Genomic DNA, 25,873 nt, shown 5'->3' on the forward strand with positions numbered 1-25,873 from the left:
TAAGGGAGAACCACCATTATTAAGCGAATTAAAGCACTGGCAAAGCGCGCCTTTTCCAGTAAAGCGGCGGAGCAGGACTCCAGCCGTTTACCCAAATTACAAGTTATCTCCAGGGATAAACACCCCGTATCTCGTAACGATATCAGTAAGAACGCCATAAAGGTTCTTTACCGCCTGCACAACAGCGGTTTTGAAGCCTATCTTGTTGGCGGCTGTATCCGCGACATTCTGCTCGGCCTGGAGCCAAAAGATTTTGACGTTACCACTAATGCCACACCTGAGCAGATAAAGTCTTTGTTTCGCAACTGTCGCTTAATTGGGCGTCGGTTTCGTCTGGCTCATGTGGTGTTCGGGCGTGAGGTCATAGAAGTTGCAACTTTTCGCGGCCATCATGGCGACAGCCCCCAGGAAGAAAATAAAAAGAACCGGACAGCAGATCAAGATGAGCACGGTCAGTTGGTGCGCGACAACGTTTACGGCACTATAGAAGAAGACGCGGAACGTCGTGATTTTACTGCCAACGCGCTCTATTACAATATTGCCGATTTCGCAATTTACGATTTTGCTAACGGCGTTAGTGACATTAATGCCGGTATATTACGCATGATTGGCGACCCGGAAGTACGTTACCGGGAAGACCCGGTACGAATGCTTCGTGCGGTGCGCTTTGCCACCAAGCTCAATATGCAGATGGATAACTCGGTCAGCGGTCCGCTAAAAGAGCTTGCCCCCTTGTTGATTAACATTCCTCCGGCTCGTTTATTTGACGAATTTCTGAAGATGTTCATGTCGGGTAAGGCGGAAGCAAACTTTCTTATGATGGTAGAGTTTGGCCTGTTCCAACAGCTCTTCCCAATGCTGAAAGATTACTTAGCCGATGAGCAGGCCGCACCTTACCAAATGATGCTGAAAGCTTTTAGAGACACCGACAAGCGTATTGCCGAAGAGCAACGCGTAACGCCCGCATATTTAATTGCGGTGCTCTTATGGTGGCCGCTGCAGGCTCGTCGTGAACAACTTGAAAACGAAGGCGGTCTGCCGCCAATGGATGCCCTCAATGTTGCAGCGGCTGACGTTATTCACAGACAGTCACAGCGCGTATCACTGCCTAAGCGTTTTAGCCTGCCAGCGCGAGATATCTGGCAGTTACAGCGCCGGCTGAATGTAACTAAAGGCGTTCGTGCCATGAAGGTGCTGGAGCACAAGCGCTTCCGTGCTGCTTACGACTTTCTTTTACTGCGTTCATTTGCCGAAAGCGGTGACAAAAAACTGTCTGAACTTGCGGCCCACTGGAGCAAAGCACAGGACAACCCGGCTCAACTAAAAGCTTCAAAGCCAGGCCCCGGAAGCGGCCGCCGCAAACCACGCAGACGCCGTGGACCGCGCCGTAAACCTCAGGAAAATAAAGGCAATGACGCCACATAAGGCCTTTATTGCACTAGGGAGTAATCTGGGCCAGCCGACAGACAACCTTCTGTCGGCATTACAGGCTCTGAACGAGGACTCGCGCTGGCAGTTATTAGCTTACTCGTCTCTTTACGGTAGCAAGCCAATGGGCCCTCAGGATCAGCCAGACTACGTTAATGCCGTTTGCTCGGTGGCGACAGAATTAACAGCAGCCGAACTTCTTCAGGCCTTACACGATATTGAAGATGCATTTGGTCGCAAACGAGTGAGACATTGGGGAGAACGCACGCTGGATCTTGATTTGCTTCTGTTTGGTGAGCAACAGCATCATTCCGAGCAATTGAAAGTGCCCCACCCAGGCTTATACGAACGTAACTTTGTTCTTTTCCCTTTAGCCGAAATAGCGCCGGACAGGATTCTTCCGAACGGAAATACCGTTAAGCAACAGGCAGAGGCACTTACCGAAGACGGCTTAGACGTGATAATCTGTTCGTCTGAGATCATAATCTAATACTGCTGAAGGTGCGTTATGGCAACAACCAAAACCAGCATTGCAACGTTACAGAAAATGAAAAAAGAAGGGACCAAAATAAGCTCCCTGACTGCATACGATTCAAGCTTTGCCAAACTTATGACCGAACAGGGCGTGGACTTTATTCTGGTCGGTGACTCCCTGGGTAATGTCGTACAGGGCCGGGATTCAACTGTACCGGTTACCACCGACGATATGGTCTACCATACGCAGTGCGTTCGTCGTGGCGCCAGCGACGCCTTTGTTATAGCCGATATGCCTTTCATGACTTACAGCACACCTGAGCAAGCCTACGAGGTTGCCGGCCGCTTAATGCAGGCCGGCGCAAATATGGTTAAGTTAGAAGGCGGACAGTGGTTAGTCGAGACCATTGAAGGCTTAAAAACTCGCGGCATTCCGGTCTGCGCACATCTGGGATTATTGCCACAGTCGGTGAATGTTCTGGGTGGCTATAAAGTGCAGGGTAAAGAGCAACAGCAAGCTGACGATACGCTCAATCAGGCACTATTGCTTGAAAAAGCGGGGGCTCAGTTGCTTGTTCTGGAGTGCGTTCCGGCTTCACTTGGTAAGCGCATTACTGAGCAGTTATCCATTCCAACCATTGGTATTGGTGCAGGTGCCGATACTGACGGACAAATTCTGGTTATGCACGATATGCTGGGCATGAACAGCGACTATTTGCCTAAGTTCGCTAAAGACTTCTTAGGCCAGGGCGGCTCTCTTGCCGATGCCTTTCGCTCATTTGCAGAGCAGGTACGGTCAGGCGAATTCCCAACTTCAGAGCACAGCTATAAATGAGGGTACTAAAGTCACTGGCTGAGCTTCGGAAGTGGCGCCAGCAACAATCAGAAGTTGCTCTGGTACCGACCATGGGTAACTTACACGATGGACACCTGCATCTGGTAAAAACAGCGCTGGAGCGTTGCGATAACGTTGTCGTTAGTATTTTTGTGAACCCTATGCAATTTGGAGAAAACGAAGATCTCGACAGCTATCCGCGCACTTTAGAGGCCGACTGCCAGGCATTGGATGCCCTTGGCGTTTCTGCCGTATTTACGCCACAGGTCAGTGACGTTTATCCCAGAGGCCTGGACAAACAGACCCGTATTGAAGTGCCGGGTATTAGTGACATTTTATGCGGAGCCAGTCGGCCTGGGCATTTCACCGGAGTTGCGACCATTGTCTGCAAACTCTTTAATATGGTACAGCCGCAGTTAGCCGTATTTGGCGAAAAAGACTATCAGCAGTTACAGGTCATTCGTTTAATGACACAGGACTTAAGCTTACCCGTTGAAGTTCTGGGCGCACCAACTCAGCGTGAAACCAGTGGCTTAGCGATGAGCTCGCGCAACGGTTATTTATCGCCTGAACAGAAGCAACAAGCGGCCGCACTTTACCGGACTCTTCAAAAGACCAAAGTTGAACTGGGTGTAAGCACTAACTTTTCTGAACTGGAAAAAGCAGCCGAAGAAGATTTAAGTCAAGCAGGCTTTGTACCTGACTACTTCAGTATTCGTAATGCAAAAGACTTGCAGGAAGCGACAGCAGAAGACCCTGAGTGGGTGATCCTGGCAGCCGCCTTTATGGGGAAAACGCGCCTGATTGACAACCTAAGGGTTTCCAACACCAGCGCTAGGTAAGCATACCGAGTTCACGCATTTCGGTATGCAGTGCGCCTCGCAAACTGGTCGCTTTTGAGGCAATTTGACGCTGCTCATTCAAAACTTCCTGCAGCATTTCATCCGTTGTTAATGGGTTAGCCAGCACCACACGAAACACCACGGTTGGCTCATGATGATATTGGCCTGGCGTTAGCTTTGTACGCGACACAAAAGATTGGCCACTTTCCCGCTGACGTTTTTGAATATAGCGGGTCAGGGCATTCAAATGAGGGGTCAGTCGTGCCAACTGCTCAGGCGTTGCTTTTTCCAGAGCCGCTTTCACTTTAGCCGGAACAAAACGGTACGTTAAAATACAAAGCTCCGGCTCTGTAATCACTTCAAAATCGTCCTGCTCTGCAATGAGCTTTGAGAAATAACGCGCTTTATCAATGCTGTTATTAATCAGTAATTCATAACCCCGGCGCCCAATAACGTGCATAGCCGAAAATACCATCATGGCCATACCCGCTCTCGAACCTTCCATTGAATGGGAACCCAAATCCTTAGAGCCCTGACGAATAATGTATTCCGCATGGTGTTCTATAGATTTGACCAAAGACGGATTCTTAAACAACACCAAACCCGCACCCATAGGCACATACATTTGTTTGTGAGCATCAATAGTGACACTGTCGGCCCGTTCAATACCCGCCAGTAATGGACGATGCTGTTCAGACAATAACGTTGCCCCGCCCCAGGCAGCATCAACATGAAAGTGAGCATCCACTTCTTCCGCAACTGTTGCCATATCGTCCAGCGGATCAATGTGCCCCGTTTCCGTTGTACCTGCAACACCAACCAGCGCCAGCACCTTGCCGCCCTCTTTTGCAATCTGTTCACAGGTCTTTCGCAACTCATCTATACGAATGCGGTTATTACTGTCTGTCGCCACTGAGACTAAATTCTTACGACCAATACCCAGTACATCAGCTGCTTTGCTCAGCGAATAGTGCCCTCGCTCAGACACCACCACCGTTAGCTTAGAGTAGCCATAATGCTGAAGACCGGCAGCCAGGCCATCGGCTGCAATACCGGCAAAGTCACCGTCAGCCTGCAATAAGCGGTTACGGGCTACCCAAAGCGCCGTCATATTGGCGATGGTTCCACCCGAACAAAACGCCCCCAAAGAATGCTGAGCACTGTGCATCCAGCGGTTATAGAACGGCGCATCCTGTTGATACACCAAATGATGCAGCATGCCGATAACGTTACGCTCTAAAGGTGTAAAGGCCTTGGAGGTTTCAATTTTTACCAGGTTCTGATTGAGCCCGACCATCAGTTTGGCCAATGGCAAAAGGAAATACGGCAGGGCCGATGTCATGTGACCAATAAAGCGAGGCGATGCTGTATGCACAGAATGTGCAACCAACTTATCCAGCAGAAACTCGGTATGGTCAGAAACAAACTGAGGCTCTTCCGGGATCTGTGATTTATCGAAGTCCCTTTCAATTTCCTGCAAAGGCTTCTCGCGGGCGACAATGTGCTCACCCAGAAACCCCATCAGGTTTTCTGAAAGGTGCTTTTCGATTTTACCCAGCGTCGAGTCCGGTGCCTCTGGTATGGTAAATATACGATACAGAGATTCCTGGCTGACTTCCGCTATGTCATTTTTGGGGCTCAATCAAGACTCCTTAGATAGGTTCGCATGCAGTTGCCATAACGCCTGGCCGCTGTTTTTATATTTACGTTCAAACGGTGTTATCGGGTCTGCATTGTCTGCCAATAACGAAATATCGGCATGGTATCCGCTCACCTTAAGGGCCTGAGCCACTTCAAGCAAGTACAGGCTCCAGTTTGAACGCATCTGCAGTTGACCACCCAGCGCAACAACGTCTTTCCATACTGGACTACCGTGCCAGCGACGCGATAAGTGAGCAGATTTAGGCCAGGGGTTAGGATATAAAATGCAATGCTGCTGTGGCTGCCAATTTGCCTGGTTAGCCAGTCGCCAGAAGTCATTCAAGTCAGCCCGCACAACCCAGTAGCGCTGACCATTCTCGCCGCTCTGGTAGTGACTGTGCCGTTCTACCCGGTGCGCCGATTTATCGACACCAATAACCATTGCGTGAGGATTAAGCTCTGCCAGTTTCGCGGTGCTTTCTCCAACACCACAGCAGGAGTCGAGAATAATTGGCCCGCCCCAGCTTTCAACTTGTGCGTTAATTTCATCAAACGCCTGCTGGTTATGCTCCTGAATCGGCTTCAGAAACTCGCTTTGCAAATGACGACGAACCACCGCTTCGGTATCTTCGTGCGGCCCGTTTTGATTCGTCGAAACTGGTCTTGCCTGCTGCATCAGGAGCGAATTCCTATGCCTTTATCCAGAATATAATAAGCCGCCGCGAAAAACAGAATATTAAAACCAACTAAGACTCCTATAGCCAGGCCAATGCTTACATCAGACTGTCCTAAAAAGCCGTAACGAAAACCGTTAACCATATAAAGAACAGGGTTTGCCATAGAAACCTTTTGCCAAAACTCAGGTAACAAGCTGACTGAGTAAAACACCCCGCCTAAATAGGTAAGAGGCGTTAAAACGAACGTTGGCACAATAGAAATGTCGTCAAAAGTCTTACCGTAAACCGCATTAATTAGTCCGCCCAGACAGAATAAGGTCGAGGTTAAGACCACGGTTAAGATGACATAACCAATATGGGCAATCTGGATATCGGCAAATAAGAAGGATACGCAGGTGACAATAACGGCAACAATCATCGCCCTTGCCATACCACCACCGACATAACCGGCAATAATAACGGCAGTAGGTACCGGCGACACCAGCATTTCTTCAATGTTGCGCTGAAATTTAGCACTAAAGAATGACGATGCGACATTAGAATAGGAGTTAGTAATGACTGACATCATGATAAGCCCGGGCACAATAAACTCCATATAACCCACGCCACTCATGTCACCAATTCGTTCACCCACAATGCTACCGAAAATGACAAAATACAGAGTCATAGTGATAGCAGGCGGTACCAGAGTTTGTATCCAAATACGGAGAAAACGGGTGCACTCTTTAATCCAGATGGTTTTTAACGCGATAAAGTTAGCGGCGGAATGACTCATTTCGCGGCCTCCTGCTGACGCCCTTGTTCTACCATAGACACAAACAGCTCCTCTAAACGGTTCGCTTTATTACGCATCGATAAGACTTTTACCTTTTGTGCTGAAAGCTGCTCGAATACCGCATTCAGTCCGGCATCCTTATCTACCTCAACTTCTAACGTATGTTCGTCTTTCCAGAGGTGGTTGAAGTCTTTAATCTCAGCTCCGTTATGGCCAGGGGCCAGGTCCAGCACAAAAGTCTCCCGACTTAACTGCGCCAGCAAACGCTTCATTGAGGTGTCTTCAATAATACGACCACTATCAATGATGCCTATATTACGACACAGAGTTTCCGCCTCTTCTAAATAATGTGTGGTCAAAATGATGGTAATGCCTTGTTGATTTATTTTTGTCAGGTAATCCCACATTGAACGTCTAAGCTCAATATCGACACCCGCTGTCGGCTCATCAAGAATCAACAGTTTCGGTTCGTGCAATAACGCCCGGGCAATCATCAGGCGTCGCTTCATACCACCGGAAAGCGACCGCGATGGTTCATTACGCTTATCCCACAACCCAAGTTGTTTAAGGTATTTCTCTGAGCGTTCTTTCGCTAGCGAACGAGGCACACCGTAATAGCCCGCTTGATTCACCACTATCTGATGCACTGTTTCAAATTGGTTGAAGTTAAACTCCTGAGGTACCAGGCCAATTTGACGTTTTAAGTCAGTAAGTTGTGTATCCAGGTCATAACCAAATACCTTTACCTTGCCTGACGTCTTATTAACCAGCGAAGAAATAATACCAATAGTGGTCGACTTGCCGGCACCATTAGGACCCAGCAGAGCATAGAAATCGCCCTCTTCGACCACCAAATTAATACCTTTCAGGGCTTCAAAGCCACCGCGGTATGTTTTGCGTAAGTCTTCAATTTCTAAAGCTTTCATAAACCTCTTTATGACTCCTTTCCATAGCCCCAGCGGCTAACTAAACGCTGCTCAAGGCCCAGGTGGTCTAAAATTCTGGCCACCATAAAATCAATTAAATCATCAATACTTTCGGGTTGATGATAAAAGCCAGGCGCTGCCGGCATTATGGTCACGCCCTGCTGACTGAGTTGCAGCATATTCTGTAAATGAATAGTTGAAAGCGGCGACTCTCTCGGCACCAAAATAAGTTGGCCGCGCTCTTTCATTACGACATCGGCAGCTCGCTCGATCAGCGTATTGCTACTGCCATGGGCAATGGCTGACAAAGTACTGGTTGAACAAGGACAAACCACCATTTTAGCAGGTGCCGCTGAACCAGATGCGACCGGCGAAAACCACTCTTCTTTGCCGTAGACTTTGAGCTTTTCAGCATCTACCGAAAAGTGCTCACACAGCATAGAAGCTGCTTTCTCAGGAGCTGCCGGAATTTGCATATTCTGCTCTGTGGCCAGCACTACTCGCGCGGCACTTGAGATCAACAACAGTACCTGTTGATCTTGATCAAGTAGGCATTGTAGCAAACGCAGGGCATAAGGGGCACCCGAGGCGCCGGTTATCGCAACAGTGATTCTATTGTCGTTTTTCATGACTCGGCTCCTGTGTCATCCAGTTCTTGCAGCGCTTTAAGAAAACGTTGATGCAAGCCATCGAAACTGCCGTTACTCATAATCAGTACAGAGTCCCCCGCTTGCGCTTCGGTCAACAACCCTGCCAGCAAATCATCTGTAGATTCAAACACATGAGCATTCGGCATTTTTTCAGCTAAGCGCCACTTCAGCCCTTCTGGCTGCAGTACAAATATGTCGTCGGCATCGGCTAACGACTCAGCCAGAGTATCGCTGTGAACCCCCATTTTCATGGTATTTGATCTGGGCTCCAGTACGGCAATAATGCGGCTCGTTGGTTGATGCTGTCGCAAGCCAGATACGGTTGTTTTGATTGCACTGGGGTGATGGGCAAAATCATCAAAGACCTTTATACCACCGTATTCACCCAATAACTCCATGCGCCGTTTCGGGCTTTTAAATAAGGCAAGAGCCTGTGCGCTTTGCTCTGCTTTAATACCAACATGAGCTGCAGCAATAATGGCCATCATGGCGTTATTTACATTGTGGGTCCCCAGGATGTTCCAGTTAACCCGTGCGATACACTTGCCCTGATAATGTACTTCAAACTCAGTCCCATCAGCTTTAAGCAGTTTAGCCTGCCATTCGCCTTCCTCTCCGACACGTACGACCGGGCTCCAGCAACCTTGCTCAATGACCGCTTCCAGAGCGGCATCATCGCTGGGTAAAATCACCTGTCCGGTATCGGGAACCACCCGCAGTAAATGCGCAAATTGTCGCTGAATAGAAGCTAAGTCAGGGAAGATATCCGCATGATCGAACTCAAGGTTATTCAGAATCAAAGTATCCGGAGCGTAATGAACAAATTTAGAACGCTTATCGAAGAAGGCCGTATCGTACTCGTCCGCTTCAATGACAAAAAAGTTGGAATCGGTTAGGCGTGCACTCACAGGGAAATTCCCCGGTACGCCACCAATCATAAAACCGGGTTCAAAACCGCTATCTTGTAAAATCCAGCTCAGCATACTGGCTGTCGTGGTTTTTCCATGAGTGCCGGCAACCGCCAGCACCCAGCGTTGAGTCAACACATTATCGTGCAGCCACTGCGCGCCAGAAACGTAGGGAATGCGCTCGCGTAGGACTGCTTCTACTTCATCGTTACCGCGGCTTAGCGCGTTACCAATAATCACCATATCGGGGCGCGGCTTTAAGTTGTTCTGCGAATACCCCTGCATTAATTCAATGCCGAGATTTTCCAGTTGCGTACTCATAGGCGGATAGACTTGAGCGTCAGACCCGGTAACACGGTGTCCCAATTGCTGTGCTATAGCGGCGACGCCCCCCATGAAAGTACCGCAAATCCCGACGATATGAATGTGCATGCGTTATCCAAACCCGTTCGTTTAAAAAATATCGAAAGTGTACCACCGTCGTCGCTGACAAGCAGGATTTTTACCAAAAAATAAGGTATCATTTGCGCTCTCTGAACATACATTTGTAAGCATCCAACAACCAGAGCTGCAGGAACTTTCATGAAACGTTTATTACCAACACTGAGAGCGGATCAAACCAGCGAGTCGCTTATCTCTGTTATTAACACCATTCAAATTGCGGCCAAGGAAATTTCTTTCCGTCTGCACCAGGGCGCATTAGCCGGTGTATTAGGCTCAACACTGGATGAAAACATTCAGGGCGAGACACAGAAAAAACTCGATGTTGTTGCAAATCAGCTGTTAAAAACTCTGTTGCTGGAATCACCTAACGTACATGCTATTGCTTCTGAAGAAGAAGATTCCATTGTCGAAAGCCCAAATTCAGGACATTATTTGGTTGCCTTTGACCCGTTGGATGGCAGCTCTAACATCGATATAAATGGTGGTGTTGGTACTATTTTCTCTATTCTGCGCAAGCCCGAAGGCGAAGAAACCAGCGAGAACATGTTTTTGCAGCCCGGCAAAGCTCAGGTAGCAGCAGGCTATGTTTTGTATGGACCGGCGACCATGTTGGTTATGACCACAGGCAAAGCAGTGCGCATTTACACTCTGGATCAAACCGTTGGTGAGTTTTTACTGACCCACGAAAAAGCAGAAATTCCGAAAGACACCAAAGAGTTCGCGATTAATATGTCGAACCGCCGTCACTGGGCCGATCCTATTCGCGCCTATATTACTGATTTACTCGACGGTGAAGAAGGTCCTCGCGGCAAGAATTTTAATATGCGCTGGAACGCCGCTATGGTCTCCGACGTACACCGTGTGATTTCACGCGGCGGATTGTTCACTTACCCCTGGGATGCCCGTAACCCCGACAAACCTTTTAAACTGCGCCTTTTATATGAAGTTGCGCCAATGTCTATGCTGGTTGAAAAAGCCGGCGGTAAAGCGACTGACGGTTATCGTCGTTTAATGGAGATTGTGCCGGAACATATTCACCAACGGGTATCCGTGGTTATGGGGTCCGCAAACGAAGTGGATATGTGTATGGAGTACCACAGTAAGCACCCAAAACCTTATTAGACTGATATCGATATTGCGTGAAAAGGTCCAACCGTTATAATCGCGCAGTAACTTTTATTTTATACATACAGCAGGAAGTACTATGAGCTTAGGAAACGTCACCGCAGGCGCCAATATGCCTGAAGAAGTTAACGTTATTATCGAGATCCCGGCAAACGCTGACCCGATCAAATACGAAGTCGATAAAGACACTGGTACACTTTGGGTTGACCGCTTTATGTCGACACCCATGTTCTATCCGGCGAACTACGGTTTTGTTAACGAAACCTTGTCATTGGATGGCGACCCGGTTGATGTGTTAGTGCCTACTCCATACCCTCTGCAGGCAGGTTCTGTCATCAAATGCCGTCCAGTTGGCGTATTGAAAATGACGGACGAGTCTGGTGAAGACGCAAAAGTCATTGCTGTTCCGGTGAGTAAACTGACCAAAGAATACGACCACATCAACGACATTGATGACTTGCCAGAGCTACTCAAAGCACAAATTACTCACTTCTTTGAGCGTTACAAAGAGCTTGAAAAAGGCAAGTGGGTTAAAGTTGACGGCTGGGCTGACGCAGCTGCCGCAAAAGAAGAAATTGTGTCTTCTTTTGAGCGCGCAAAAAAATCTTAATTTAGAGTGAACCATAGCACCGACATAATGCATGCTGTCAGCATAGAAAAGTTACTCTTTTCATGGTCTGGACAACAGCCCACCCTGGATATTCCTGCCTGGCAGATAAAACAAGGTGAGACGGTGCTGCTGCGCGGCCCCAGCGGTAGTGGTAAATCAACACTGCTATCGCTGTTGGCCGGCATTAATACCCCACAAAGTGGCTCTTTAAATCTATTTGAAACCGCTTTTTCCAATTTGTCCGGCAGACAGCGTGACCGTTATCGTGCCGACAACATTGGCTATATTTTTCAGCAATTCAATTTGCTGCCCTATTTATCGGCTCTAGATAATGCGCTGCTCGCCTGTCAATTTTCCAAAAAAAGGCGGCAACGTATCGCAGAACAAGGCAGCTCTGCTGAAGCGACAGCAAATGAGATGCTGCAGCGCTTAGGGTTAAATTCCGCACAAATTGAGCAACCGGCTCATACTCTGAGTGTTGGTCAGCAGCAACGTGTTGCCGCGGCACGCGCCTTGTTGGGTGCTCCTAAGCTTCTTATAGCGGATGAACCAACCTCAGCACTCGATGCCGAGCATCGGGATACGTTTATTCAATTGTTGCTTGAGCTCAGTAGCCAAAATAACACCACAGTTATTTTTGTCACTCATGACGCTGCATTGTCATCCTACTTTGATAAGCATGTTGAGCTTAATGAGCTCAATCAGGCAGGAGCTCAACCATGATCCGCCTGGCCATAAAAAGCTTAATGAACAGGCGCGCCAGTGTTCTGCTGACTGTTATTGCTATTGCCGTCAGCGTTACCTTACTGCTAGCTGTGGAACGGGTTCGCGAACAGGTGCAAAGTCATTTTGCTAATACGGTTTCTGGCACTGACTTAATAATTGGCGCCCGAACCGGACAGACACAATTACTACTGTCTTCAGTCTTCCACATTGGCAGCATGACCAACAATATGAGCTGGGAAAGCTTTGAAGATATTCGTGAACGCCCCGAAGTCAGTTGGGCAATACCCATGTCATTAGGTGACAGCGTTCAGGGCCTGCCCGTTGTCGCAACAACCAATGCCTACTTTGAGCATTTTAAGTACGGCAACAAGCAGGCTCTGGAGTTTTCTCAAGGTAGTGCTTTTGCTTCAGATGAGGAAGTCGTACTAGGAGCCGATGCCGCCGAGAAGCTCTCTAAAACCATGGGTGACGACATTATTATTGCTCATGGCAGCGGTGGCATTAGCTTCAGCGAACATGACCAGCACCCGCTTACTGTCACTGGTGTCCTGCAACGAACAGGAACTCCGGTTGATCAGGCTGTGTTCGTTACATTACACAGCCTTGAAATGATTCACAGCGGTGAGCATGAGCATTCTGGTCACGATCATCACAATGAAGCCCCGGCAGACAGCATCAGCGCGGCCCTGCTTGGCTTAAAGGCAAAACCACTGGCTTTGCGCTTGCAGCGTCAGATAAATACTTATGAGAAAGAGCCCTTAACCGCTCTTTTACCGGGTATGACCTTGCAGGAGCTATGGAAAACGCTGCGAGTCTTTGAGCAGGCTTTAACAGCAATATCGGCAATGGTTGTACTCATAGGTTTATTGGGCATGCTGACAATTATGTTGGCCAGCTTAAGGGAACGCCGACGCGAAATGGCTGTCCTAAGAGCAGTTGGAGCTGGTCCTGGAACCATATTCGGCCTGTTGCTCAGTGAGGCTCTGCTATTAACTGTAGTTGGTGCTTTTTCCGGCTTACTTCTGCTATATGGTCTGCAGTGGTCATTAGCAGGCGTTATTCAGTCTCAGACAGGACTAATACTCAGCACCACCTGGCCTGGCGCTAGTGAATGGTGGCGTATGGCACTCGTGATTATTGTCGGCTTTATGTTAAGTTTAATTCCGGCCTGGCGAGCTTATCGCCAATCTCTTGCAGACGGACTTACGGTGAAAATATGAAGAAGTTATTAGCGGTTGTATTATTAATGCTAACTTTTCCCGCATTTGCGGCTGCGGAAAAAATTGGCTGGAAAGATTTAATTCCCGAAGGTTTTACACCGCCTCCGGTTAAGCCTCAATCATATTATGATGCTAACCCTGAAGAAGATCGGCAGACTAACCTGGACGCCCCGGTAGTCGAGTCACTTAACGGAAAGAAAGTCCGTATTCCCGGGTATGTTGTTCAACTAGAAGGGGATGCTGATAAGGTCACTGAGTTTCTGTTGGTTCCTTATTTTGGTGCCTGCATTCATGTGCCACCACCACCTCCCAATCAAATTATCCATGTTGAGTATGAAGAAGGTGTTCCGTATGAGAACACTTATGATGCCGTCTGGATAGAAGGCACCATAAAGGTTGAACGCAAAGAAGGTGATCTTGCTGTTGTCGGCTATCAAATGGATGCCGATAGCGTTGAAGTTTACAACTAAGAGTAACTCATTTGCTTTTGCAGCAAGCTTATTAATTGATCCGCGGGCATAGGTTTGGCAAAGAAATAACCTTGCCCCTCGGCGCATTCTAATCCTAAAAAGTAATCGAGCTGACTCTGTTCTTCAATTCCTTCAGCTAAAACATTCAAGCCCAAACGACCGGCCATATCGACAATAGTTTCGATGATGATTTGTCCACTCGCCTGATCGGAGTTGTTTACAAAGGTTTTATCTATCTTAATTCGGTCAAGCGGCAGTTTCTGAAGGTAGCTTAGCGACGAAAAGCCAACGCCGAAGTCGTCAATGGCAACTTTTATACCTTGCTGCTTTAATCGTCTTAAAATATCAGCTACCAGATCAGGATCTTCCATAACGATACTTTCAGTAATTTCTAATTCAATTCGTTCCGGATTAATTCCCCATTGTTCAATTTGTTTTTCAACAAGCTCTGGGAAGTCGCGTTTACGAAACTGAGGTACCGATACGTTAACAGCAACTCTTAACTGTGGCAGACCAATTTCATCAAATGCATTAATTTGCCGGCAAGCCTCTTCAATAACCCAGGAGCCAATTTCTACAATAAGCCCAGAATATTCAGCAAGAGGAATAAACTCAGCCGGCGAAATAAACGAGCCGTCACTTTGAGGCCAGCGTAATAGCGCTTCCACCCCTATGACTTTTTGGGTTGTTAACTCCACCTGAGGCTGATACCAAACTTCCAGTTTTCTGTTAGCAAAATCCGCACGTAATCGGCGTACCAGATGAAGCCTGCGTTGGGTATCTTGCTCCATCGAGGGTTGGTAGTAGTTATAACGGTCAAAAGAGTTATTCTTCGCATTTTTTAAGGCGATATAAACTTGCTTCAATAGCCCTTTGCCATTAACTCTTTCCGGGTTAGCTCCCGATGCAAAGCCGCAGGTAACGCGCAGTGGGATGTAATGCTCGCCAGCTCTAAAAGGTAAAGAAAAAAGCTCATTAAAAGCGTTAGGTGTGACAATATCTGTCGGACCAAAAATACCAAATACATCGGCGGCAATACGGGAAACGAATACATTACTGCCGAGTTGATCAGTAAGGCGTAAAGCTACTGAGCGAAGAAGCAAATTTCCTACATCCTGGCCCAAGCCATCATTTACGTCAGAAAAGTGGTCAATATCGATAACTGCGACCATTTTATCTTTGTCGGGTTTCTCCGACAAAGCCTGAAGGCTTCTTGTAAACTCAGCCCGATTAGGAATACCCGTTAGCGGATCAAGGTACGCGGCAGTTTGTAACTCTTCAAACAAGTTGGCATTTTCAAAACCAACAGCGATATTAGCGAGGAAGACTTCCAGTAACTCTTGATCGTATTCCGCTACAATGTTTTTTGTTTCTATATAGGCTGCGGCTTGATGCACCTGTCCATCAATGAAAAAAACGGTAGCATCCTCAGTATGAATATGACGTTGTTCATTCAGACACTGCCTGACGCTTTTCTCAATTTCGCTTGAGTTCAGCGTTGATAAGCTCTTATTAATACTGTCTGCAAAGTGTCCTGCGGCTCCTAACACTAAAATTTCGTTATCTTTATGAGGGGCTCTGGCACCGACAATGCCTTCTGCACTCAATCCCAGCAAAGACGCAATTTGCGTAACAACACCTTCAGAAAAATTCACAATGGAATGCTTTTCCATCAGGTTTGACGCTGAATGAATAATTTTTCTCAAACCACGGCGGTTTTCATTAATTGTGCAGAGTTGCTGATAGGAACGGACAGCGGAAAATACAGTCGTTAATAACCGGCTTCGGGTTAATTCCGTTTTAGTTTTGTAATCATTAATATCATAATTCTTTACGACACTTTCTTCCGGTGCATAACCCGGTTGACCAGTACGCAAAACAATCCGAATCTCATCATTGCCAAGTTGCTCTCTAATGGCTTGTGCCACTTTCAAGCCAGCGTTATCGGTTTCCATGACGACATCAAGCAGCACCATCGCAATGTCATCATGCTCGACTAAGCGGTCCAGCGCTTCATTTCCACTGTAAGCATGATGGAACTCAAGCTGGCGGCCACAAATAACAACATCGGCTAAAGCCATCTTAGTCACTGCATGAATTTCCTGATCATCATCGACAATCAGGATTTTCCAAAAACCTTTACTGTATTCCGACTGAATTATTTCGTCATCATCGTGAAGAAATAGAGGTTCGTCTTGACTACTGACCATCCGAGGCCATCCATTAATAAGAAATTACAAACATATAACAATCTAGCTTATATAACGGATGGCCTGCAAGCTTAGAATAGTCTAATTAATCGATTAAAAATGTACTTCTACCCCAAAAAATGGACCTTTAAAGGTGACATCTGAATAAATTTCATCAACATCATCCAGTTCAACAACTGAATGACGGTAGCCCGCATTAAGATTTATATCGACCGCTAAATTTTCTACCAAACGATATTCCACACCAATTTGAGCATCCTGAACTTTACTGTCTTTCACGCTAAGCGCACTGGCATCAGCAAAGAACGTCCAGTCGGTAGCGGGCACCCCCACTCTTGCTGCAACGTAGGCTGTTGGCACGACAACAGAAAAATCCTGACGACCAAAGGTATTACTTATTTCGGTCCGCAAAGTACCGTCAAAGTCCATTGCGTTTATACCAATATCGAAAGACACTAAATCATTATCGAAAATTTCGTAGTATAAAATGTAATCTCTATGACTAAAGTCGTTTTCTCCGTAACCACCATTAACTTCTATAGAGTTTTCTCTGATTTTTATATTAGGAATTAATGGGACTGGATGCTCAAGTGCAATGTAATAGCTGCTGTGATTATCATTTTCGAAATTAGGTTCTATCAAATTAGAACCAACGGCATATTGCCCTTCGTTGTCAGCATTCCAAATTTGACCACCGGCATAAACACCGAAAACGGTGTCAGCTAATACACTACCCGGAGCTACTAATGCAGCTGCCAACACTAAGGTTCTTTTGTACATATCCATTCCTATAAAATTTGAAGCTTTGGTTATTTAACTAAAATTTCTATTTCTTGGCTTGAGCCTGATTCAAAATTTAACGTCAGAGAAAAGCGCTCTTCTGCTTTTAAAGGCGCATTAAGTCCAAACAACATAAAGTGGTAACCACCAGGCTGGAACTTGATAACTTTATTAGGATCAAGAGATAGGGATTCGACAGCTTCCATTTTCATCACATCAGCAGACATAACATGCCGGTGTATTTCTGCCACGCGGCTAACATCCGAGCTGATGTGAGTTATTTTTACGGTTTCATTCCCTGCGTTTTTAAAGGTTGCATAAGCGGCTCCGTTTTCAGTTCCCGGAATGCTGGCACGAGCCCATGCATCGGTAACCGTTAAAGAATCTGCAAAAGCCAGAACAGGTAGACAGCACGCCGCGGCTGCGATTATTTTTAGCATTGCCTTAGCCTCTTAATGTAACTAAGGGCTTATAGTACACGTGATTAGCCTGTTCTAGAAACCTTTGGTTTACGAAAAATAAAGTAAAGAACCAAAACGCAAAGTATAAGAGGCCAGAATAAGCCTATGCCACTGAGTAACAGCGCAACAAGTGCTGCTCCAATACCCAGAAGCACGCTACCAAATACGGTTGCAACGATAAAAAACACCAGACCAACAAAAAATAAGCTCACCAATAATGAGACCGATATTTCAATTACAGATCCAATTGCCATTCCAAAAACAGAAAATATTTCCTCTGCAAAAAATAGCAGCCCAACAATAGATAGAACCAATAACCAACCAAAGCTTCGATTTGACATGACCATGACCTCAGTAACGAACGATTTAAAAAGATTTATTGATACAGTTACAACTACCATGCCAACTATTTAATTTAATGTTTTCAATTAGTTAAAAATATACTTGGAGAGCGGGTATAAAAAAACCGCCACTATTTGGCGGTTTTTACTAATATTCGTTTTTATCAAGAAGCTAGAACTTATACTCAACTTCTGAGTAAAAATACCCACCGTTAAAACCAATAGGTGAGTTGGTTAATGGGTATTTAAAAATACCATTAAACTGATTGCCCTCTGCACGTTCATCAGGGTACTCACTGAATAGGTTCTGAGCTCCTACCCTTAGGGCTAGCGCATCGTTCCATTGATAATTAACAGTAACGTCTGTTATCCAATTTGGGCCGTAGGTTTCAGTTCCACTCGTGTAACCTATAGAGTAATTCCCAAAGTAACTAAACTGTACATTACTGGTCCACTTCCCTTTCGTATGCGTTAAACCTATTGATCCTGAATGATCAGGTGTCGATCGGGTCATTCTAATTTGCTCATCACTATCAAACAGAACGTCGTCCAGACCATCCAGCAATTGTGGTAAGTTAATAGAGTCTATTTCCGTATTATTATAACCATACGCCAACTGTGCTTTCAGATCGCCATAAGCACCGACACCAAAAGTTTTACTGGCAACAATATCCAGACCCTTAGTCGTTGTATCAACAGCATTCAAAAAGAACCGGGCGTTTTCAGCGGATGTTGTCGCTAGAGCTTCTTCAACCGCAGGTGAATCAACCGGTGAAACATCGCCTGACAGAATAATGCGATCTTCAATTTCTATTTGGAACGCATCGACGGTAATAGCAAGACCATCATAACCGTTCCAGACCATTCCCAGACTCACGCTTTCAGATTCCTCAGGTTGCAAGTCGCCAATTCCTAAAGCCTGAGTCACCGGGCTAATGTTATTGAATGTTCCTGACTGCTCTGGCGCCAGGCCATCACCACGATCAACAAACAGCGTAGAAATATTAGTAAAGTAAAGTTGCTGAACACTCGGTGCCCGGAAGCCTGTATTAATGGCGCCGCGAACCGCAACTCTGTCCGTCAAATCGTATCTTCCGGAGAGCTTCCAACTCGTGTTGTTACCAAAGTCTGAGTAATCTTCATGACGAATTGCTGCTCCCCACATAAAGTCAGTAGTGAGTTGATTTTCAGCTTCTACGTATACACCAAGGTTATCACGCGATTCATCAACCGCCGACTCAGGCGTGAACCCTGTGAAGCCCTGACTTCCGCCTGGGCGATCCTGGTAACCACCATTGATGTAAGAGGCTTCATCGCCGGCAATGACTTCATAAGAATTCTCACGGTAGCTAATACCCATAGCAATAGAAAGCTCGGAGTTATTGGCAAAAGGAATGAAGCGCTGAGCATCAAATGTCAGGTTCGCTTCACTGTTTTCCAGTGTTCCGGCTTCAAAAGAAGTTGGTGTTAAGTCAGGACCCAAAGATGCGTTCAAAGAGTTTTCAACGTTGTACTGGAATTTGCTGAAACCATAACCACCGCTAAAATCTAGTGTCCACTCGCCCACAGCCCATTCGTATCCGGCATAAGCAGAATAATCATTTACGTCGGGAGCTAAAATTGGCAAGAATCCGTCAGGGTAAATTTCGGTTAATGTATTGCTTTGTAATGCACGACGGTAGAAGGCACCAGACTCTGACGTGCGATCGCTAATACCACCAAAAGCGTAAAAGTTTCCGTCACCTATGCCGATGTCAAGATTGGCAAACAAGGCTGCATTTTCATATTCCGCATCACCGACGTGAAAGCTTTGTCTATCAAAAGTCTGTTCGCGGGGATCAAGCCCACCGCTTGGCAGTTCAGGGTATTGTTGGCGCGGGTCATTGCCTGCCCGGTTTGTTCTGTTTTTGTGATGCAGCTCTCCTGATAACGTAAAAGCGCCGTCATCGCCTATAGAAAAGCCGGAGCTTGCAGACAGTTTCCATTGCTCACCATCGCCTTTATGCGTCTGGCCGGCCTGAAAGTTTGCACTGCCGCCACTGTCATTGTCTTTTAATACGATATTAATCACACCCGCTATGGCATCAGAACCATAAAGGGCTGCCGCTCCGTCTCTTAAAACCTCAATGCGCTTAATTGCCGCAATAGGAATCGCATTTAAGTCTACATTCGAACTGCCGCGTCCGGTGGTGCCGTTTAGATGCACCAAAGCTGAGCTATGGCGTCGCTTACCGTTAATAAGTACCAGCGTATGATCAGGTGACAACCCTCTTAATGAAGCTGGTCGAACGGCGTCCGTACCGTCAGTAACAGATGATGAAGGGTAATTGAAACTTGGTACGGCGTATTGAAGCGCCTTTGCTGTTTCCGTAATACCTGTTGCAGCTAAATCTTCGCCACTAATAATGTCTACCGGCGCCGAACCATCTGTCGCTGTGCGCATGGACAATCGGGAACCCACCACCTGAATGACTTCTTCCACACTCTCAGCTTCAGAGCCTTGTTGCGCAGACGCAATTGGCGCTATGAAGAATGAACTTGCCAACGCAAGTGTTATCGCATTAAAACGTTTCATACTGCTCTCCCCCTGTGGTTATACAATGAATATAGCAGGAGATCAGTGATTTGGTTCAGTCTGGAAAAACCTTAGATATAAGCAAAAGTTATAATAGCGTGATGCTGAAGTGAGGTATTTTGTGACGGACATAAAAAAAGCCCCCAGCGTAAGCTGAGGGCTGTTTTATTAATAGTCTGGCGGTGACCTACTCTCGCATGGGGAGACCCCACACTACCATCGGCGCTGGTGTGTTTCACTTCTGAGTTCGGAAAGGATTCAGGTGGTGCCACACCGCTATGGCCGCCAGACATAAACTGTCACAACATGTAAAAACTGACTGCTTTTTTAAGTAAAAGCCACTCTATTTGCTCTAATTCGGTAAAGTCGCTCGCTTGTGCGTAACGTCCCAAACACCTTGGGTGTTGTATGGTTAAGTCTCACGGGCAATTAGTACGGGTTAGCTCAACGCATTACTACGCTTCCACACCCCGCCTATCAACGTTGTCGTCTTCAACGACCCTTCAGAGCACTCTAAGTGCTAGTGAGAGCTTATCTCGAGGCTCGCTTCCCGCTTAGATGCTTTCAGCGGTTATCGATTCCGAACGTAGCTACCGGGCAGTGCCATTGGCATGACAACCCGAACACCAGCGGTTCGTCCACTCCGGTCCTCTCGTACTAGGAGCAGCTCCTCTCAACTCTCAAACGCCCACGGCAGATAGGGACCGAACTGTCTCACGACGTTCTAAACCCAGCTCGCGTACCACTTTAAATGGCGAACAGCCATACCCTTGGGACCGACTTCAGCCCCAGGATGTGATGAGCCGACATCGAGGTGCCAAACACCGCCGTCGATATGAACTCTTGGGCGGTATCAGCCTGTTATCCCCGGAGTACCTTTTATCCGTTGAGCGATGGCCCTTCCATTCAGAACCACCGGATCACTATGACCTACTTTCGTATCTGCTCGACGTGTCTGTCTCGCAGTTAAGCTGGCTTCTGCCATTGCACTAACCGTACGATGTCCGACCGTACTTAGCCAACCTTCGTGCTCCTCCGTTACTCTTTGGGAGGAGACCGCCCCAGTCAAACTACCCACCAGGCACTGTCCACAACCCCGATAAGGGGCCAATGTTAGAACATCAAACATACAAGGGTGGTATTTCAAGGATGGCTCCACATCAACTAGCGCCAATGCTTCAAAGCCTCCCACCTATCCTACACATGTAGGTTCAATGTTCAGTGCCAAGCTGTAGTAAAGGTTCACGGGGTCTTTCCGTCTAGCCGCGGGTACACAGCATCTTCACTGCGATTTCAATTTCACTGAGTCTCGGGTGGAGACAGCGTGGCCATGGTTACACCATTCGTGCAGGTCGGAACTTACCCGACAAGGAATTTCGCTACCTTAGGACCGTTATAGTTACGGCCGCCGTTTACCGGGGCTTCGATCAAGAGCTTCGTCCGAAAACTAACCCCATCAATTAACCTTCCGGCACCGGGCAGGTGTCACACCGTATACGTCCACTTTCGTGTTAGCACAGTGCTGTGTTTTTAATAAACAGTCCCAGCCACCTGGTCACTGCGACCACCAACAGCTCATGACGCGAAGTCAATCACCGCCAGTGGCGTACCTTCTCCCGAAGTTACGGTACTATTTTGCCTAGTTCCTTCACCCGAGTTCTCTCAAGCGCCTTAGTATTCTCTACCTGACCACCTGTGTCGGTTTGGGGTACGGTCAATGTTCATCTGAAGCTTAGAGGCTTTTCCCGGAAGCATGGCATCAATGACTTCGCACCCGTGGGTGCTCGTCTCGTGTCTCGGCCTTAAGGACCCGGATTTACCTAAGTCCTCAGCCTACGCACTTTCACCGGGACTACCAACGCCCGGCTCACCTAGCCTTCTCCGTCCCCCCATCGCAATGAACATCGGTACAGGAATATTAACCTGTTTTCCATCGACTACGCGTTTCCGCCTCGCCTTAGGGGCCGACTTACCCTACCCTGATTAGCATGGGATAGGAAACCTTGGTCTTCCGGCGTGGGAGTTTTTCACTCCCATTATCGTTACTCATGTCAGCATTCGCACTTCTGATATGTCCAGCGTGCTTCTCAACACACCTTCACCCACTTACAGAACGCTCCCCTACCCCGCATACATAAGTATGCAGCCGCAGCTTCGGTGTATGGCTTAGCCCCGTTACATCTTCCGCGCAGGCCGACTCGACTAGTGAGCTATTACGCTTTCTTTAAAGGGTGGCTGCTTCTAAGCCAACCTCCTAGCTGTCTCTGCCTTCCCACATCGTTTCCCACTGAGCCATAACTTCGGGACCTTAGCTGGCGGTCTGGGTTGTTTCCCTCTTCACGACGGACGTTAGCACCCGCCGTGTGTCTCCCGGATAGTACTCATTGGTATTCGGAGTTTGCATGGGGTTGGTAAGTCGGGATGACCCCCTAGCCCAAACAGTGCTCTACCCCCAATGGTATTCGTCCGAGGCTCTACCTAAATAGATTTCGGGGAGAACCAGCTATCTCCGGGCTTGATTAGCCTTTCACTCCTAGCCACAAGTCATCCCCTAATTTTTCAACATTAGTGGGTTCGGTCCTCCAATTGATGTTACTCAATCTTCAACCTGCTCATGGTTAGATCGCCCGGTTTCGGGTCTATACCCTGCAACTCAACGCCCAGTTAAGACTCGGTTTCCCTACGGCTTCCCTATACGGTTAACCTTGCTACAGAATATAAGTCGCTGACCCATTATACAAAAGGTACGCAGTCACGGAACAAGTCCGCTCCTACTGCTTGTACGTACACGGTTTCAGGTTCTGTTTCACTCCCCTCGCCGGGGTTCTTTTCGCCTTTCCCTCACGGTACTGGTTCACTATCGGTCAGTTGGGAGTATTTAGCCTTGGAGGATGGTCCCCCCATATTCAGTCAGGATATCACGTGTCCCGACCTACTCGATTTCACTTATCTTGCACCGTCACATACCGGGCTCTCACCGTCTGTGGCTCCGCTTCCCATCGGATTCTGCTAGCACAAGTTAAGCTTAAGGGCTGCTTCCCGTTCGCTCGCCGCTACTGGGGAAATCTCGGTTGATTTCTTTTCCTCCGGGTACTTAGATGTTTCAGTTCTCCGGGTTCGCTTCCTGGCACCTATTGATTCAGTGCCGGATACTCTGTAAACAGAGTGGGTTTCCCCATTCGGAAATCCATGACTCAAATGCCTCTTACTGGCTTATCATGGCTTATCGCAAGTTAGTACGTCCTTCATCGCCTCCAACTGCCTAGGCATCCACCGTGTACGCTTAGTCACTTAACCATACAACCCGAAGGTGTCTGGCATACGTGACCAAGATTGTTTGTTCTCGCTGTACACAAGTTCGATACGCCTCTACCAAATCAGTTTGTTCAAGTAGAGTGGCATTTCTTACTTTTAATATTACAATCAGCTTTTCATGTTGTTAAAGAGCACGTAACACTAAGTTACCGGTAAACATTCTTTTGCAAGAACACTTAACGCTAACGGTTACGAAGAGAAGAAATGGTGGAGCCAAGCGGGATCGAACCGCTGACCTCCTGCGTGCAAGGCAGGCGCTCTCCCAGCTGAGCTATGGCCCCGTTATGGGCGTTTCGACCACCCCCGATAAGGGCATTTCAAGTAAGGCAAAGCCTGAGACTTGAAATGTTTTTGGCATTTTGGCAAGGCAAGAGGGTGCGAAGCATACACCAGTATGCGAGTACCCGAATAACGCCGTCCAGAATGACAAAATGGTGGGTCTGGGCAGACTTGAACTGCCGACCTCACCCTTATCAGGGGTGCGCTCTAACCAGCTGAGCTACAGACCCAGTTTTCTTCTCTTTTCATATCAAGCCTGCAAACTGTGTGGACACTCACTTCCGTAAGCTGTTTTGTAAGGAGGTGATCCAGCCGCAGGTTCCCCTACGGCTACCTTGTTACGACTTCACCCCAGTCATGAACCACACCGTGGTGATCGTTCTCCCGAAGGTTAAACTAACCACTTCTGGTGCAGCCCACTCCCATGGTGTGACGGGCGGTGTGTACAAGGCCCGGGAACGTATTCACCGTGGCATTCTGATCCACGATTACTAGCGATTCCGACTTCATGGAGTCGAGTTGCAGACTCCAATCCGGACTACGACGCACTTTATGAGATTCGCTAACCATCGCTGGCTTGCTGCCCTTTGTATGCGCCATTGTAGCACGTGTGTAGCCCATCCCGTAAGGGCCATGATGACTTGACGTCGTCCCCACCTTCCTCCGGTTTATCACCGGCAGTCTCCCCAGAGTTCCCACCATTACGTGCTGGCAACTAAGGATAAGGGTTGCGCTCGTTGCGGGACTTAACCCAACATCTCACAACACGAGCTGACGACAGCCATGCAGCACCTGTCTCAGTGTTCCCGAAGGCACTAATCCATCTCTGGAAAATTCACTGGATGTCAAGGGATGGTAAGGTTCTTCGCGTTGCATCGAATTAAACCACATGCTCCACCGCTTGTGCGGGCCCCCGTCAATTCATTTGAGTTTTAACCTTGCGGCCGTACTCCCCAGGCGGTCAACTTAGTGCGTTAGCTGCGTTACTCACGTCTTAATGACACGAACAACTAGTTGACATCGTTTACGGCGTGGACTACCAGGGTATCTAATCCTGTTTGCTCCCCACGCTTTCGTACCTCAGCGTCAGTCTCTGACCAGGTGGCCGCCTTCGCCACTGGTATTCCTTCCAATATCTACGCATTTCACCGCTACACTGGAAATTCTACCACCCTCTTCAGGACTCTAGCATGCCAGTTCAAAATGCAATTCCCAGGTTGAGCCCGGGGCTTTCACATCTTGCTTAACACGCCGCCTACGTACGCTTTACGCCCAGTAATTCCGATTAACGCTTGCACCCTCCGTATTACCGCGGCTGCTGGCACGGAGTTAGCCGGTGCTTCTTCTGCGACTAACGTCAATAATGTGCGCTATTAACACACACTCCTTCCTCGTCGCTGAAAGTGCTTTACAACCCGAAGGCCTTCTTCACACACGCGGCATGGCTGCATCAGGGTTTCCCCCATTGTGCAATATTCCCCACTGCTGCCTCCCGTAGGAGTCTGGGCCGTGTCTCAGTCCCAGTGTGGCTGATCATCCTCTCAGAACAGCTAGGGATCGTCGCCTTGGTGAGCCTTTACCTCACCAACTAGCTAATCCCGCTTGGGCTCATCTTTAGGTGTGAGGCCCGAAGGTCCCCCACTTTGGTCCGTAGACATTATGCGGTATTAGCCACAGTTTCCCGTGGTTGTCCCCCGCCTAAAGGCAAATTCCCAAGTATTACTCACCCGTCCGCCGCTCGTCAGCAGAGAAGCAAGCTTCTCTCTGTTACCGCTCGACTTGCATGTGTTAGGCCTGCCGCCAGCGTTCAATCTGAGCCATGATCAAACTCTTCAATTAAAAGTAGTTCAATCAACTCAATGAATTACGCGTTTTTGCTTAGCTTCATTAATGAAACCTTGCTGAACACTCATTCAAAAGTTGCAATACAAATATTTCTGTTTGCTTACTTCTGCAAGTGCCCACACAGTTTGCTTGGCTTGATATAATTGTTAAAGAGCGTTTCTCAGCAGCCTTGGCTGCGAGAGGTGCGTATTCTACACACCGTGTGTTTTCCGTCAATACTTTTTTGAAAAAAGATTTTTTAGAAAACTTAGGTTTTCGGCGGCTTCGTTGCCTGCCTCGAACGTGGAGCGCATTTTAGAGATTTAACTCGCCCCGT

The 25,873-nt window shown here is 47.7% G+C and carries 20 protein-coding genes, 2 tRNA genes and 3 rRNA genes; 9 read left to right on the top strand and 16 right to left on the bottom strand.

Annotated features, from left to right (window positions below):
• Nucleotides 1-105 precede the first annotated feature (105 nt).
• Genes pcnB through panC form a run of 4 tightly spaced genes read left to right on the top strand, consistent with a single transcriptional unit; the run spans nucleotide 106 to nucleotide 3,579 of the window.
• Nucleotides 106-1,425: a polynucleotide adenylyltransferase PcnB gene (gene pcnB / locus K5X84_RS10645; RefSeq protein ID WP_054489643.1), complete on the top strand. Its 1,320-nt coding sequence runs from the start codon at nucleotides 106-108 to the stop codon at nucleotides 1,423-1,425.
• Complete coding sequence (folK, locus tag K5X84_RS10650; RefSeq protein WP_222235828.1) at nucleotides 1,412-1,918, top strand: 2-amino-4-hydroxy-6-hydroxymethyldihydropteridine diphosphokinase; 507 nt, start codon at nucleotides 1,412-1,414, stop codon at nucleotides 1,916-1,918. Before pcnB ends, folK begins: the two co-directional genes overlap by 14 nt.
• A gap of 18 nt (nucleotides 1,919-1,936) precedes the next feature.
• Nucleotides 1,937-2,737: a 3-methyl-2-oxobutanoate hydroxymethyltransferase gene (gene panB / locus K5X84_RS10655; protein WP_054489648.1), complete on the top strand. Its 801-nt coding sequence runs from the start codon at nucleotides 1,937-1,939 to the stop codon at nucleotides 2,735-2,737.
• Complete coding sequence (panC, locus tag K5X84_RS10660; protein WP_222235829.1) at nucleotides 2,734-3,579, top strand: pantoate--beta-alanine ligase; 846 nt, start codon at nucleotides 2,734-2,736, stop codon at nucleotides 3,577-3,579. The genes panB and panC overlap by 4 nt, the downstream gene beginning before the upstream one ends.
• Here the strand turns inward: panC and panP are convergent.
• From panP to mpl, 6 genes are read right to left on the bottom strand one after another with little or no spacing between them, the layout of a single operon-like run.
• Nucleotides 3,572-5,221, bottom strand: coding sequence for a pyridoxal-dependent aspartate 1-decarboxylase PanP (gene panP / locus K5X84_RS10665; protein WP_222235830.1), 1,650 nt, complete (start codon nucleotides 5,219-5,221; stop codon nucleotides 3,572-3,574). The two genes, panC and panP, sit on opposite strands and share 8 nt — an antisense overlap.
• The gene (gene trmB, locus K5X84_RS10670) at nucleotides 5,222-5,896 is read right to left on the bottom strand and encodes a tRNA (guanine(46)-N(7))-methyltransferase TrmB (protein WP_054489653.1); all 675 of its coding nucleotides are present in this window, start codon (nucleotides 5,894-5,896) and stop codon (nucleotides 5,222-5,224) included. It abuts the gene before it with no gap.
• Nucleotides 5,896-6,672, bottom strand: coding sequence for an ABC transporter permease (locus K5X84_RS10675; RefSeq protein ID WP_054489655.1), 777 nt, complete (start codon nucleotides 6,670-6,672; stop codon nucleotides 5,896-5,898). The genes trmB and K5X84_RS10675 overlap by 1 nt, the downstream gene beginning before the upstream one ends.
• Complete coding sequence (locus K5X84_RS10680) at nucleotides 6,669-7,598, bottom strand: ABC transporter ATP-binding protein (RefSeq protein ID WP_054489657.1); 930 nt, start codon at nucleotides 7,596-7,598, stop codon at nucleotides 6,669-6,671. Before K5X84_RS10680 ends, K5X84_RS10675 begins: the two co-directional genes overlap by 4 nt.
• Before the next feature lie 8 nt (nucleotides 7,599-7,606).
• Nucleotides 7,607-8,227: a flavin prenyltransferase UbiX gene (locus K5X84_RS10685; RefSeq protein WP_222235831.1), complete on the bottom strand. Its 621-nt coding sequence runs from the start codon at nucleotides 8,225-8,227 to the stop codon at nucleotides 7,607-7,609.
• On the bottom strand, nucleotides 8,224-9,588 hold the full coding sequence (gene mpl / locus K5X84_RS10690) for a UDP-N-acetylmuramate:L-alanyl-gamma-D-glutamyl-meso-diaminopimelate ligase (protein ID WP_222235832.1): 1,365 nt from the start codon (nucleotides 9,586-9,588) through the stop codon (nucleotides 8,224-8,226). Before mpl ends, K5X84_RS10685 begins: the two co-directional genes overlap by 4 nt.
• A 150-nt stretch (nucleotides 9,589-9,738) precedes the next feature.
• Here mpl and K5X84_RS10695 point away from each other — a divergent pair, with 150 nt between their 5' ends.
• The 5 genes from K5X84_RS10695 to K5X84_RS10715 all read left to right on the top strand — a co-directional run bounded on the left by K5X84_RS10695 (nucleotide 9,739) and on the right by K5X84_RS10715 (nucleotide 13,751).
• Nucleotides 9,739-10,722: a class 1 fructose-bisphosphatase gene (locus tag K5X84_RS10695; protein ID WP_054489665.1), complete on the top strand. Its 984-nt coding sequence runs from the start codon at nucleotides 9,739-9,741 to the stop codon at nucleotides 10,720-10,722.
• An 82-nt stretch (nucleotides 10,723-10,804) separates the two neighbouring features.
• Nucleotides 10,805-11,335 (top strand): inorganic diphosphatase, encoded by a 531-nt coding sequence (gene ppa / locus K5X84_RS10700; RefSeq protein ID WP_054489667.1) that lies wholly within the window; start codon nucleotides 10,805-10,807, stop codon nucleotides 11,333-11,335.
• A 27-nt stretch (nucleotides 11,336-11,362) separates the two neighbouring features.
• Nucleotides 11,363-12,058, top strand: coding sequence for an ABC transporter ATP-binding protein (locus tag K5X84_RS10705; RefSeq protein WP_222235833.1), 696 nt, complete (start codon nucleotides 11,363-11,365; stop codon nucleotides 12,056-12,058).
• The gene (locus K5X84_RS10710; protein ID WP_054489671.1) at nucleotides 12,055-13,281 is read left to right on the top strand and encodes an ABC transporter permease; all 1,227 of its coding nucleotides are present in this window, start codon (nucleotides 12,055-12,057) and stop codon (nucleotides 13,279-13,281) included. Before K5X84_RS10705 ends, K5X84_RS10710 begins: the two co-directional genes overlap by 4 nt.
• Nucleotides 13,278-13,751 (top strand): DUF3299 domain-containing protein, encoded by a 474-nt coding sequence (locus tag K5X84_RS10715; protein WP_054489673.1) that lies wholly within the window; start codon nucleotides 13,278-13,280, stop codon nucleotides 13,749-13,751. The genes K5X84_RS10710 and K5X84_RS10715 overlap by 4 nt, the downstream gene beginning before the upstream one ends.
• On the opposite strand, the gene K5X84_RS10720 is transcribed toward K5X84_RS10715, so the two are convergent.
• The 10 genes from K5X84_RS10720 to K5X84_RS10765 form a co-directional block, all read right to left on the bottom strand.
• On the bottom strand, nucleotides 13,748-15,961 hold the full coding sequence (locus K5X84_RS10720) for a bifunctional diguanylate cyclase/phosphodiesterase (RefSeq protein ID WP_054489675.1): 2,214 nt from the start codon (nucleotides 15,959-15,961) through the stop codon (nucleotides 13,748-13,750). The two genes, K5X84_RS10715 and K5X84_RS10720, sit on opposite strands and share 4 nt — an antisense overlap.
• Before the next feature lie 93 nt (nucleotides 15,962-16,054).
• Nucleotides 16,055-16,741 (bottom strand): TIGR04219 family outer membrane beta-barrel protein, encoded by a 687-nt coding sequence (locus tag K5X84_RS10725; RefSeq protein ID WP_222235834.1) that lies wholly within the window; start codon nucleotides 16,739-16,741, stop codon nucleotides 16,055-16,057.
• A 29-nt stretch (nucleotides 16,742-16,770) separates the two neighbouring features.
• On the bottom strand, nucleotides 16,771-17,181 hold the full coding sequence (locus K5X84_RS10730) for a copper chaperone PCu(A)C (protein ID WP_222235835.1): 411 nt from the start codon (nucleotides 17,179-17,181) through the stop codon (nucleotides 16,771-16,773).
• 44 nt (nucleotides 17,182-17,225) lie between these two features.
• Entirely contained in the window at nucleotides 17,226-17,543 is a 318-nt protein-coding gene (locus K5X84_RS10735) for a hypothetical protein (protein ID WP_054489679.1), read from the bottom strand.
• 172 nt (nucleotides 17,544-17,715) lie between these two features.
• Entirely contained in the window at nucleotides 17,716-20,118 is a 2,403-nt protein-coding gene (locus K5X84_RS10740; protein ID WP_222235836.1) for a TonB-dependent receptor plug domain-containing protein, read from the bottom strand.
• Nucleotides 20,119-20,292: 174 nt separating this feature from the next.
• A 5S ribosomal RNA gene (gene rrf, locus K5X84_RS10745) occupies nucleotides 20,293-20,408 on the bottom strand.
• A gap of 118 nt (nucleotides 20,409-20,526) precedes the next feature.
• Nucleotides 20,527-23,415: ribosomal RNA gene (locus K5X84_RS10750) — 23S ribosomal RNA — on the bottom strand.
• A gap of 223 nt (nucleotides 23,416-23,638) precedes the next feature.
• Nucleotides 23,639-23,714: transfer RNA gene (locus K5X84_RS10755), tRNA-Ala, on the bottom strand.
• A gap of 151 nt (nucleotides 23,715-23,865) precedes the next feature.
• Nucleotides 23,866-23,942 (bottom strand) — tRNA-Ile (locus K5X84_RS10760).
• Nucleotides 23,943-24,008: 66 nt separating this feature from the next.
• Nucleotides 24,009-25,551 (bottom strand): 16S ribosomal RNA (locus K5X84_RS10765).
• Together the 16S, 23S and 5S rRNA genes with 2 tRNA genes alongside form the textbook arrangement of a ribosomal RNA operon.
• Between the last annotated feature and the right edge of the window lie 322 nt (nucleotides 25,552-25,873).

Source organism: Idiomarina abyssalis (assembly GCF_019797805.1).
GTDB classification, from domain to species: Bacteria; Pseudomonadota; Gammaproteobacteria; order Enterobacterales; family Alteromonadaceae; genus Idiomarina; species Idiomarina abyssalis.

Excerpts from the sequence above, each read along its gene's own strand:
- folK (WP_222235828.1), top strand. The coding sequence starts at position 1,412 with ATGACGCCACATAAGGCCTTTATTGCACTAGGGAGTAATCTGGGCCAG.
- panB (WP_054489648.1), top strand. The coding sequence starts at position 1,937 with ATGGCAACAACCAAAACCAGCATTGCAACGTTACAGAAAATGAAAAAA.
- panC (WP_222235829.1), top strand. The coding sequence starts at position 2,734 with ATGAGGGTACTAAAGTCACTGGCTGAGCTTCGGAAGTGGCGCCAGCAA.
- trmB (WP_054489653.1), bottom strand. The coding sequence starts at position 5,896 with ATGCAGCAGGCAAGACCAGTTTCGACGAATCAAAACGGGCCGCACGAA.
- K5X84_RS10675 (WP_054489655.1), bottom strand. The coding sequence starts at position 6,672 with ATGAGTCATTCCGCCGCTAACTTTATCGCGTTAAAAACCATCTGGATT.
- K5X84_RS10680 (WP_054489657.1), bottom strand. The coding sequence starts at position 7,598 with ATGAAAGCTTTAGAAATTGAAGACTTACGCAAAACATACCGCGGTGGC.
- K5X84_RS10685 (WP_222235831.1), bottom strand. The coding sequence starts at position 8,227 with ATGAAAAACGACAATAGAATCACTGTTGCGATAACCGGCGCCTCGGGT.
- mpl (WP_222235832.1), bottom strand. The coding sequence starts at position 9,588 with ATGCACATTCATATCGTCGGGATTTGCGGTACTTTCATGGGGGGCGTC.
- K5X84_RS10695 (WP_054489665.1), top strand. The coding sequence starts at position 9,739 with ATGAAACGTTTATTACCAACACTGAGAGCGGATCAAACCAGCGAGTCG.
- ppa (WP_054489667.1), top strand. The coding sequence starts at position 10,805 with ATGAGCTTAGGAAACGTCACCGCAGGCGCCAATATGCCTGAAGAAGTT.
- K5X84_RS10705 (WP_222235833.1), top strand. The coding sequence starts at position 11,363 with ATGCATGCTGTCAGCATAGAAAAGTTACTCTTTTCATGGTCTGGACAA.
- K5X84_RS10710 (WP_054489671.1), top strand. The coding sequence starts at position 12,055 with ATGATCCGCCTGGCCATAAAAAGCTTAATGAACAGGCGCGCCAGTGTT.
- K5X84_RS10715 (WP_054489673.1), top strand. The coding sequence starts at position 13,278 with ATGAAGAAGTTATTAGCGGTTGTATTATTAATGCTAACTTTTCCCGCA.
- K5X84_RS10720 (WP_054489675.1), bottom strand. The coding sequence starts at position 15,961 with ATGGTCAGTAGTCAAGACGAACCTCTATTTCTTCACGATGATGACGAA.
- K5X84_RS10725 (WP_222235834.1), bottom strand. The coding sequence starts at position 16,741 with ATGTACAAAAGAACCTTAGTGTTGGCAGCTGCATTAGTAGCTCCGGGT.
- K5X84_RS10730 (WP_222235835.1), bottom strand. The coding sequence starts at position 17,181 with ATGCTAAAAATAATCGCAGCCGCGGCGTGCTGTCTACCTGTTCTGGCT.
- K5X84_RS10735 (WP_054489679.1), bottom strand. The coding sequence starts at position 17,543 with ATGTCAAATCGAAGCTTTGGTTGGTTATTGGTTCTATCTATTGTTGGG.
- K5X84_RS10740 (WP_222235836.1), bottom strand. The coding sequence starts at position 20,118 with ATGAAACGTTTTAATGCGATAACACTTGCGTTGGCAAGTTCATTCTTC.